This window comes from Planococcus koreensis, assembly GCF_004761975.1.
In the GTDB taxonomy this organism is placed as follows: domain Bacteria; phylum Bacillota; class Bacilli; order Bacillales_A; family Planococcaceae; genus Planococcus; species Planococcus koreensis.
On record NZ_RQII01000029.1, the window covers coordinates 17,563 to 28,112 of the forward strand.

A 10,550-nucleotide genomic window follows, 5' to 3' on the forward strand; every position below is an offset into this window, starting at 1 on the left:
TCATTTTGCTCGGTATCACGATTTGTTATTCAATAGGCTTTTCGAATAAAGAAGAAGATGAAATGTTGTAATTCATCTTCTTTTTTATTTTTGGCAATTTACCCGAGGTCTTAAATAAAAACTTTATATTCTACTTACCAAAGTACTATATTGAGTTTTCCATAAAAAAGTATTTTTGCAGACAAAAGACCATGAAGATGCACTGTACAGTCTTTGCTTTTCCTTTCTACTTAAGCAGCTTCCGATAAACTGCTGATGTGCCAACTAATCTTATGAATACTTTTTTCTCGCATGTGTAATGCCCTTAGAGAATGTAACCTGTCTTCTGAGGAAATCAAGTTCAAAACGAACTTTTTCATCACCATTATCGTTCACACTGACTAACCTTCGAAAAAAAGCAAAAGACGGGTTATTTCACCGTAGCTTCTCTGCTTAATTCTTGATGCAGTACTTCTCCGATACGCTTCATGCCCTCAACAATTCGTTCTTCTGAAGAGTTTGAAAAGTTTAACCGAAGCGCATTTTTTTGTGTGCCAGTTGCGAAAAAGGCTTCTCCCGGCAGCACAGCAACGCCGTTTTCAAGACAGGCAATCGAGATCTTTCTCGCGTCCACATTGACGGGAAGTTCCACCCAAATAAACAATCCCCCTTCCGGTTTCACACAGGAAACCGCGTCGGGAAAGTATTGATTGACACAGGCATGCATCGTGTTGCATCTGTCGTGATAAGCGGAATTGATCTTTTCAATATGCACATCGATATCATTCTGTTCCATGTATTTCGAAGTGAGCCGCTGCGCAAAGCCATCGGAATGCATATCCGCGGACTCCTTGAATCCCATGTATTTTTCGATGACGACTTCATCGGCACAAATCCAGCCAAGCCGAAGCCCTGGTGCGAATATTTTAGAGAAAGAACTCATGTAAATGACGCGGCCTTCTCTATCGAAATGCTTGATCGGCGGAATTGGTGTTCCCGAAAAGCGGATGGCACCGTAAGGATTATCTTCCAGAATCAATACGTCGTATTGTTGAGCCAGCTCCAGCATCCGCTTTCTTCTATCCAGGCTCAGCGTACGGCCGGTGGGATTTTGGAAATCTGGTATCGTATAGATGAATTTTGCATGGGGATTTTCTTGAAGCCTTTTTTCCAATAGTTCCATAAGCATGCCGTTCTCATCCATCTCTACGTCTACAATATTGGCATTGCAGATGTTGAAAACGTTAAGCGCCGCCAGATAGGTTGGGCTTTCGCAGATGACCGTATCCCCCTCATCCAGAAAAAGGCGTCCCGTTAGGTCAATCGCCTGCTGGGAACCCGACGTAATCATAACTTGGTTCAAATTCGCTTGTATGCCGATTGCTTTCATTCGTTCAAGCGTTTTTCGGCGGAGCGGTTCAAAGCCCTCGGTCGGACTGTATTGAAGCGAAACCGGTCCGTCTTCTGTCAGAACAGCTTCACTTGCCGTTTTCAGGGCCTGCATGGGAAACAGTTCTGCTGCTGGAAGTCCGCCGGCAAAAGAAATCAAATTGGGTTGTTCTGAAGCGGTTAAGATGATCCGCATATCCGAAGGTTTCATCGCGTTGGCTCTCTTGGTGAATTTATGAATCATTATGTGATCCTCCTATATTCTGTGAAATAAAAAAAGCAACTTTAGCATCATCTCGTCCGCCCGTTTATAATTAATGAACGATTCCAGCGAGTGCAATCTGCCGGCAGCTAAGAACTGGAACCAGGGACTGCTGTGTTAGATAATAGAATTCAATCCTGTTTCCTTAAGAAAACATACTACACTAATTTCACATTCAATAGGTGTTTCTTGTTTTTTGTTTAGTCTTGTTTTTGATTTGGGTACATTTAAACATTTTTTTAGAGTCAAAAAGTTCTTCTCCCAAAAGGAATAAGTTGTTCTTCTTATTGAAAAAATGCACTTTGCACCAATTGGAAGATAACTTAATACTCATCGATGAAGTAAAATACTCTTTAGATTTATCACTAAAACTTGCATTAATTAATTGCCGAAAATCATTCGGAAAGATACCCTCTTAAAGACAAAACGGGAGAAAAGATATGCTATTTGCTTAGCCTCTTTTCTCCCTCTGTATTCATGCTCCTTCTGATAATATGGTCATATGTAAACTAATTAGCTATTAAAATTAATTTACTATAGTTTACGCTTCTTTTAAGTTAAATCTGTATTTTTTTAAGAATTTTAGTGTATCTAAAATCTCAATGTGGCGAATTGATCATTTCACTCCGGACTACGACCCGTCGAATGAAGAACCCGAGGATCAGGCCGACCATAGCAATCGCCACTGTGAACAAGAAGACGTTTTGCAATCCCGAAGCCATCGCATTCGCCATTTCTGCCGGCTGAGCCGGTGCGGAAGAATTGTGTAGATAAGTATCCATACCCCCAGTCAAAATACTGATGGCAACCGCCGTACCGACTGCACCGATTACTTGCTGCAGCGTGTTCATGACCGCCGTACCGTGTGGATATAATTCGGGCGGCAGCTGATTCAGGCCATTCGTTTGGGAAGGCATCCAAATCATTGCAATCCCCACCATCAGCCCGACATGCAGCGCTACGATAAACGCCACGGATGAGGCAGTGGTTAATGTGGTAAAGAACCATAACATCGTCGTCACGAGAAGAAGTCCTGGAATGACGAGCCATTTCGGTCCATATTTATCAAACAAGCGGCCGATTAATGGCGATAGCAGCCCGTTCAATGCACTGCCAGGCAATAGCATCAGTCCAGCAATGAAAACAGACAGTCCTGCACCTGTTTGCAGGAACATCGGCAGAATGATCATGCTCGACATAATAATCAACATACTCATCATGACCAGAAGCAGTCCGACCACGTACATCGGAAATTTGAACACACGCAGGTTCAACATCGGGTCTTTCATCGAGTTCTGGCGCAGGACGAAGAAGAACAACGCAACCAGCCCAATGATGATAGACGTGATCACGACCATACTGCCCCATCCCGCTTCTCCTTCACCGGCCTTACTGAAGCCGAAGACCACTCCTCCAAAACCGATAGTTGAAAGCAGGACTGAAAACAAATCGATCCGCGGTTTTGTCACTTCGGTGACGTTCTCCAAATACTTCAGCCCGATCAACAGCCCCATCACGAGAAATGGCAGCGAGAACCAGAAAATGTAATGCCATGTCAAGTATTCGATTAACAGCCCTCCGATGGTCGGTCCGGTTGCTGGTGCAAACATGATGACCAGTCCGACAAACCCCATGGCCGCCCCCCGCTTTTCCGGAGGGTAAATGACCAGAATGGTGTTGAACATAAGGGGCAGCAGCAAGCCCATGCCTGCAGCCTGCAGCACCCGGGCCACCATCAGCATTTCAAAATTGACCGCTAGAGCCGCAATTAAAGTCCCGGAAATCAAGCTAATAAGCGCACCAACGAACATCTGTCTTGTGGTAAACATTTGCAGCAGCAAGCCACTGATCGGCATCAAAATACCAAGTGTCAGCAAAAATCCGGTTGTTAGCCATTGTGCGGTTGCCGCCGAAATTTGGAACACATCCATTAAATTCACCATCGCGATGTTTAAGGCGGTCTCGCTGAACATGCCCACAAACCCGACGATGAGCAGCGATGCCAAAATCGCTTTTGTATTGTATTGTTTCTTCATTTTTTCTCTCTCCCAGTAACCTGATTAACTTAATAATGGTTTATTTTTTTCAATGTCTTATTTAAAATACAAAAGCCTGAACGGCTATTTGTTTATTTCCAGATTTTCTTTATTACTTTAAGCAATTGTAGAAAATGATTTATTAAAACCTTTTCGTTTATAAATTATTTATCCTCAATACTTCCGTATTGATAAGGAACGCCCATATTTTCACGCAGTGTTTTCCCTTCATACTCCTTGTGGAACAAACCGCGCTCCTGCAGAATCGGAACCACCTGCTCCACAAAATCGGCTACGCCGTCGTAGGCCATATCCGGAACAACCGAAAAACCATCCGTCGCGCCTGCCAAAAACCATTCTTCCAGGAAGTCTGCCACTTGAACCGCGGTACCGGCAACGACCGGGTGGTAATTGATGACGCCATGCGCCAGCACATCCCGTATGGAGAGCCCTTGTTTCACCAACTGCAAAGCGCGGGGAGAACGGGGATCCTGCGGATTGGCAAACGCGCGTGCTAGCAGGTCAGCCGGCAAAGGCTGATCGATATCTATTGTGTTTACCGATAGCCGTAACCCCACCATAGAACCCAAATAGCTGACCCGGCTAGGAATCTCTTCCGGATTGAAACTCATTAACTGTCTCCGCCGCTCTAGGCCTTCTTCTTCCGTCGCGCCAATCGAGAACATAAAGCCGGCATACATCTTGATGTCATCCGGATTTCTGCCAAAACGGGCTGCACTTTGCCGGAGCGCTTGCCGGTGTTCACGTGCAGATGCAATGTCGTATGGGTTCGCATAGACACCGGATGCGTATTTCCCCGCTAATTCCAACCCTTCAGCTCCGCCGCCGGCTTGGAATAGTACCGGCTGGCCTTGCTCTGAAGGAGGGATTGGCAATGGGCCGCGGGAAGCGTAATACTGTCCTTGAAGATTGACCGGCTGAATTTTTTCCATATCGGCAAATTCCCCGCCTGCTGCATCCAGCGTATAAGCGTCTTCCCCCCAACTGCCCCATAATGCCTGGACAATCTGGATCGATTCATGCGCCTTTGCATATCGTTCTTGTCGGCTGGCCACCTGCATACCGAAATTCGCTGCCGCTGCTGGCGTGGATGAAGTCACCGCATTCCAGCCTACACGGCCGTGGCTGATGACATCCAGCGCTTTGAACTGGCGGGCAATATTATAGGGATAATTAAACGTTGTGGAATGGGTTGCCACCAGTCCGATATGTTCTGTTTCCCTGGCCACCGCCATAAGGGCAAGCATCGGATCCATCGGAAAACTTGGTGTCTGGGGTCCCAAATCAACGGTTAATGCCGGTGTATCCGCAATGAAGATCATCTGGAATTTCCCTTTTTCCGCTATTTTCGCCCGTTCCACATAATTGTCCATATTCGTATAGGCTGCCGGATCGGTGCCCGGCATTCTCCAAGCGCTGAATTCGCCTCCGTAGCCGGAAACCATTTGTAATGCCATTTGCATCTGTTTTTTTTTTGTCATGTTCATATTCTCCTTTATTTTCAATAAACCCGCATAGATATTTTTTTCCGCAACTTATAAATTGCTAAATACAGTCTTTCTAATTGATTGCTACTCTACTTGCCACTTGATGTTAAATGGATCGTTTTTGAGTCTAAACAAAGGCCGATCTTTTTTACACTTATTCCGTGACGTTCCTCTAAGCATGTAAATGAGCGATCATCGAGACTTTTAGATTTTCCTGGCCCTTCCTGTTGCTTCGCATTTATTTAGCTTACTAACAAAATAAGTCTTGATCATCTAGGAATTAACGCCTTTAGCGATTGGGCATTACCACACATTATTTAGCCTGCTAAATAAGTATTCGAAGAGAAATTAAAATAAATTACTCTCCATCCGCTTCATTAAATCCCTTAAGACCAAACGCTCTTCCGGTGAAATGCCATTCAGCAATTTTTCTTGCTGCTGCTTCCATTTGAAATCAACCGGCTTTTCCAACTCTTTCCCTTTGTCAGTCAGATAGATTCGCATGACCCGACCATCTTTCCCATCGCGCTTACGGATTATAAATCCGTTTTGTTCCAGCGACTTAACCATATTGGTGACAGTGGGCGGTTCGCACTTCAAATGGTCAGCCAATTGCATTTGGGTGATGCCATCACCTTCCCATAAACGGGCGAGCAAATTGTCCTGCCCAACATATAGGTTAATTTCTCGTAAGCTTTCACTATAATCCCGGCGCATTTTGGATGATACTTTATCCAAAGACTCCCGGATGTCACAATCTACGGAGACTTTCATTGTTTTCCCTCCAGCAGGTTTATCTATTTAGCACACTAAATATACCATCGGAATTTCCAGCCGTCAACATTTATTTAGCACACTAATTAAAATTTGTAGTAGTTCACTTAAAGTATTCCTGTCCATCATTAATTTTCTTATCTTCAAAAAATCTTAAAAAGAATAAAGAACTGAACCCCGAATGGTAGACACTTTAAAAGTGCCCCCAATTCGGGTTTCAGTTCAGACATTGACATATGGTTGGGAGCTTTTAGAGACTACTAAATTATTCAGCGTCTTCTTCTATTTCAAAGTCACCTTAACTTGCTGCAGTAATCTTGTAAATCTTACCGCCATCAGTAATTGAAATAAGCGCGCCATCCTCAGTTACAAGAATATCACGGAAACGTTCGCCTTCTTCAGACAATAAACGTTCTTCCCCAACGATGATGTCATCTTCAATAACGACACGTGCAATATAGCTCGACACTAAACCACCGATGAACAAGTTGTTCTCCCATTCAGGAATTGCGTCGTTATCATAGAATGCCATACCACTTGGTGCACTTGTCGGATCCCAATAATATCTTGGTTCAACAAAGCCTTGCGCTTCGTGTTCTGAAATACCATCATTGATTAGTTCACCCGTGTACTCGATACCGTAAGAAACAATCGGCCATCCATAGTTATTAGCTGGTTCAATTATATTCAATTCATCCCCAGCTTGTGGACCGAATTCAACAATCCATAGGTCTCCTGTTTCCGGGTGGAAGTCCACACCTTGGATGTTGCGGTGGCCATAGCTGTAAATGCCATCCAGTGCGTCTTCATCTTCGACAAATGGATTCGTAGCTACTGCTTCTCCATCTTGTGTAATGTGAATTACTTTACCTAAGTAAGCATCCAAGTCTTGTGCACGTTCGCGAATTGGATCATCTGAACGCTCACCAGTTGTCAAGAATAGGTTGCCATCCTCATCAAAGATAATGCGTCCACCGTAGTGTAAGTCACCATCATATGCTGGCAGTGCTTGGAAGATCACTTCGAAATCTTCGAGTGAAGATTCATCTTCTGACAAAACACCTTTACCGACAGCCGTTACAGTTCCATCTTCGGCATCTTGTGAAAACGTCAGGAATACCATTCTTGATTCGTCAAAATCAGGTGCAATGGTTACATCCAGCAACCCGCCTTGACCTGAGTTATTAACTTCTGGTGTACCTTCGATTGGATCTGAAACAGAGCCATCTTCAAGGTTGACAATTAGAAGTTCTGCTTCATCTCTTTGCGTCACAAGCAAGCGGTTGGGTTCAAACTCTGCCATCCCCCAAGACACGCCAAGACCCTCAACAACAGTTTCCACATCAAGTTCTGTTTCAGTCACTACTGCAGGTGCTCTTGTTTGTTCTGGAAATGCTGGTTCAAACTCAGTAACTTTTGGGGCAGATTCTGCACTTCCATCAGCCACTTCTTCAGCGCCTTCTTCAGTGCCCTCTTCAACACCTTCTTCTGTTGCAGCACTTTCTTCTGTTGCAGCATCCGAATCATCAGTTGATTCTTCGTTTGAAGTATCCTCATTGCCACATGCTGCCAAAGCCAATACAAAGATCAGCATTGTAAGGAACATTAATCTTGACCACGAAAATTTCATCATTGTTTTTCCTCCCTCATCTTTAAAATATTTAACTGGATATATATTAAATTTCAGTCCCCTGAAATCCAGTATCGAAAATTGTTAAGAATTTCATATCATAATTAAAAATATGTAACTCCTTTGAAATAATGCTATCACAATTGTATTAAAACAAACAATAATTTGACTGTTTTCATGATAAATGGAAATAATACTATTAGTGATTGGGATAACGGCAATGAGAATTATCAGCCGCTTCCAGATATGGCCGTATTGTATATCTTCTTAGGAGAACTAAAGAACTCAGAACCTTTCCCCCGTGAACAAAACTCCGACCCGATCGGAAACTCCCGGAATAATGAGGAATACACATAGCTGACTCTTCACTTGGATGACGGTTCAAGGATCCGCCTGACTCTACTCAAGGATGGATCTATCCATTACGAGTTTATCGGTGTGTATTTTGAAATGAATCAAGATGCATTTGTCACAATGTGGAGCCTATTTTCAGTAAGAGCACTATGAAATACACGAATGCGCTTCCACACTAAGCGTCCGTAAATGTAGTTTTTTGGAAACAATTACAAAGGGAGAGAAGATATGCCTTATCGGCTTCTTCTCTCCCTTCTATTTTTATAGCTCCCAATAATCCCCCATATGTTAACTGAGCATTGAAATATAAATTCTCTTTTATTCATTTACATAAGATATTTAGGCTCTTACTGACAAACAAGAAAAATATTTCGTTTTAGAAATAAAATCATTCAGATAAATACACTTCTACAGTTAAAAGAAGAAGAGCAGTGCTTGTTCAGCATGACTCTTCCCCTCTCTTACTTTGTAGTTGTAACGGATTCTATTTCTCATGAACTATAAAATAGATGTAGTCCACCTTATACAAATAAGGCATCACTAACTTGCTTCAAAATTTCATATGAATGAAATTCCTTTTTGGATTCATAGATATTGGATATGGCAATAATTTCATCTACTGCAAACGTCTGTTGGAAGCCAATTATGTCCCGGCGAATTGTTTCGGCATTCCCCATAATGGTATATCCAAGCCGGTGGTGGAGGATTTCCAATTCAAATTGGGACAACGATTCAAGAAAACCTTTGGTTGGCGGAATAAGCTGGCTTAAATTATTTGTATAGATGTCGATATACACCTGCAAATGGCTGGCGGAAATAAATGCAGCCTCTTCCATGGAATCTGCTGCAATGACATTAATGGCAGCAAGTACGTAAGGCTCCTGCAAATGGGCGGATGGCTGAAAATTTTCACGATAGATCGCGAGTGCTTCTTCCATTGCCTCAGGTGAAAATTGAGCGCCAAAAGCATAAGGAAGTCCCAGGTTCGCAGCTATCTTGGCTGAACCGGTTGACGAACCCAGAATATAAACCGGAACATTTGTCCCAATGCCAGGGTAAGCACGCACCTCTCCCTGCATTTCTTCATCCCCCAAATAACGTAAAACGTCTTTGACTTCCCGTTCAAAGAAAAACACGCCATTGTGATTAGAGCGTCGAATCACATCAGCCGTTTTTTGGTCTGTTCCCGGCGCCCTTCCTAATGCCAGATCTACACGGTTCGGATACAGCGTTTCAAGTGTTCCAAATTGCTCTGCGACAACTACGGGGGAATGGTTCGGCAGCATAATCCCGCCGGAACCTACACGAATGTTTTCGGTATTTGCCAATATATGTTGCACGATTGATACGGTAGCGGCACTTGCATAGGCATCGTGATTATGGTGTTCCGCAAACCAAATCCGTTTATAGCCCATCTTATCGACCGCTTTTGCTAACGATACCGCAGAATCAATCCCTTGTTTCATGGTTTCACCTTGTCTTAATGGAGCAACAGATAAAACAGATAGTTCAAATTCCTTCATCATTTCACCTCTTAATTTATAGTGTGTGCTTCGGTACTGTACAGGTTGGGATGTCTTCTTCACGGCAGCAAAGGTTGTTTCGTCAGCGTTCATGCACTTTACCTTTTAACTTCTTTAGTTCTTAGCCCTTATGTTTAAGAGCTTGTTTTACAATTCCGTGGATGATGTGATTCGGGGTTTGAAAACTGAAAATAGTAAAGCTCCTGCAAATCTTTTTAATAAAGCATGAAATTCTTTCCCATTAATCTTGCCTCCGTGAACCATAACCTCGTATAAACCCCATCGATCTTTATATAATAATGTTGAATCTTCATAACCATTCCGTGTATAGAACTTTCTTCGGGTTACCCGTTGCTCGTAGTTGCTTGCATTTTCATCCACAACTTCTATATTGAGGATGATTCGATTGTCCGGGAACTTCTCTTTAATTTGAGCGAGCGCAAGGCTGCCATATCCTTTTGACCTTATATTATTGTCTATTGCTATATAAAGTACATACGTTAAGTCTTCACGGGTTATTAAGTAAGTAAATCCGACAAATATATCCTTGTCATAAATAACAAGAAAGTCTACAAAATCCTTTTTTGCTTTCCATAATAAAAGCTTCATGGGGATCCGTTCATTCTGAGGGAATGAGCCCTCATATAATTCTTTTACTTTCTTGATTTCCTTTCGGTTATCAAGTACTGATTCAACTCTTAAATTCATCTCATCAAATCCTTACAAGTTTTCTTTTTCGTTCCTAATCCCTTGCGTTTAAGTTTTATTCAGCAAGTGTTTGCGATCGTTTTTTTCTTTCTTGCCATGTAATAAGTAATAGAGGAAAGACGTCGCCATAACTGAAATTCCTAATATCGCATACATAACAGGATATCCTGTTATGGGTATCACAAGCCCCAGCAGAGAAGGACCAAATCCATTTCCGATGTCAAAAAATGAAGGGTGCTGATCATCTTCGGAGAAGTCGTTGCCGAAGACAATTGTCGGCAACTTTCTCGGATAAAGTCGCATACTTGGTGTTCCCGGTTATTTCTTTTCTCGTTGTCATTTTCAAGCCGCTGACATGGATTTTGGCGCAATTCACGAATATCTTTA

General features: G+C 42.8%; 7 protein-coding genes. All 7 read right to left on the reverse strand.

The features are described from left to right. Positions 1-409: 409 nt before the first annotated feature. The 7 genes from EGV91_RS07480 to EGV91_RS07510 all read right to left on the reverse strand — a co-directional run bounded on the left by EGV91_RS07480 (position 410) and on the right by EGV91_RS07510 (position 10,163). On the reverse strand, positions 410-1,612 hold the full coding sequence (locus EGV91_RS07480; protein WP_135502245.1) for an aminotransferase-like domain-containing protein: 1,203 nt from the start codon (positions 1,610-1,612) through the stop codon (positions 410-412). Positions 1,613-2,229: 617 nt separating this feature from the next. Beyond that, positions 2,230-3,666 (reverse strand): DHA2 family efflux MFS transporter permease subunit, encoded by a 1,437-nt coding sequence (locus EGV91_RS07485; protein WP_135502247.1) that lies wholly within the window; start codon positions 3,664-3,666, stop codon positions 2,230-2,232. 164 nt (positions 3,667-3,830) lie between these two features. Beyond that, entirely contained in the window at positions 3,831-5,168 is a 1,338-nt protein-coding gene (locus tag EGV91_RS07490) for an NtaA/DmoA family FMN-dependent monooxygenase (protein WP_241666138.1), read from the reverse strand. A gap of 354 nt (positions 5,169-5,522) precedes the next feature. Continuing rightward, the gene (locus EGV91_RS07495) at positions 5,523-5,948 is read right to left on the reverse strand and encodes a MarR family winged helix-turn-helix transcriptional regulator (protein WP_135502251.1); all 426 of its coding nucleotides are present in this window, start codon (positions 5,946-5,948) and stop codon (positions 5,523-5,525) included. Positions 5,949-6,246: 298 nt separating this feature from the next. Next, entirely contained in the window at positions 6,247-7,581 is a 1,335-nt protein-coding gene (locus tag EGV91_RS07500; RefSeq protein ID WP_135502253.1) for a PQQ-dependent sugar dehydrogenase, read from the reverse strand. 872 nt (positions 7,582-8,453) lie between these two features. Next, on the reverse strand, positions 8,454-9,455 hold the full coding sequence (locus tag EGV91_RS07505; protein WP_135502260.1) for an LLM class flavin-dependent oxidoreductase: 1,002 nt from the start codon (positions 9,453-9,455) through the stop codon (positions 8,454-8,456). Between the two features lie 147 nt (positions 9,456-9,602). Further along, positions 9,603-10,163 (reverse strand): GNAT family N-acetyltransferase, encoded by a 561-nt coding sequence (locus EGV91_RS07510; RefSeq protein WP_135502255.1) that lies wholly within the window; start codon positions 10,161-10,163, stop codon positions 9,603-9,605. Positions 10,164-10,550: the final 387 nt, after the last annotated feature.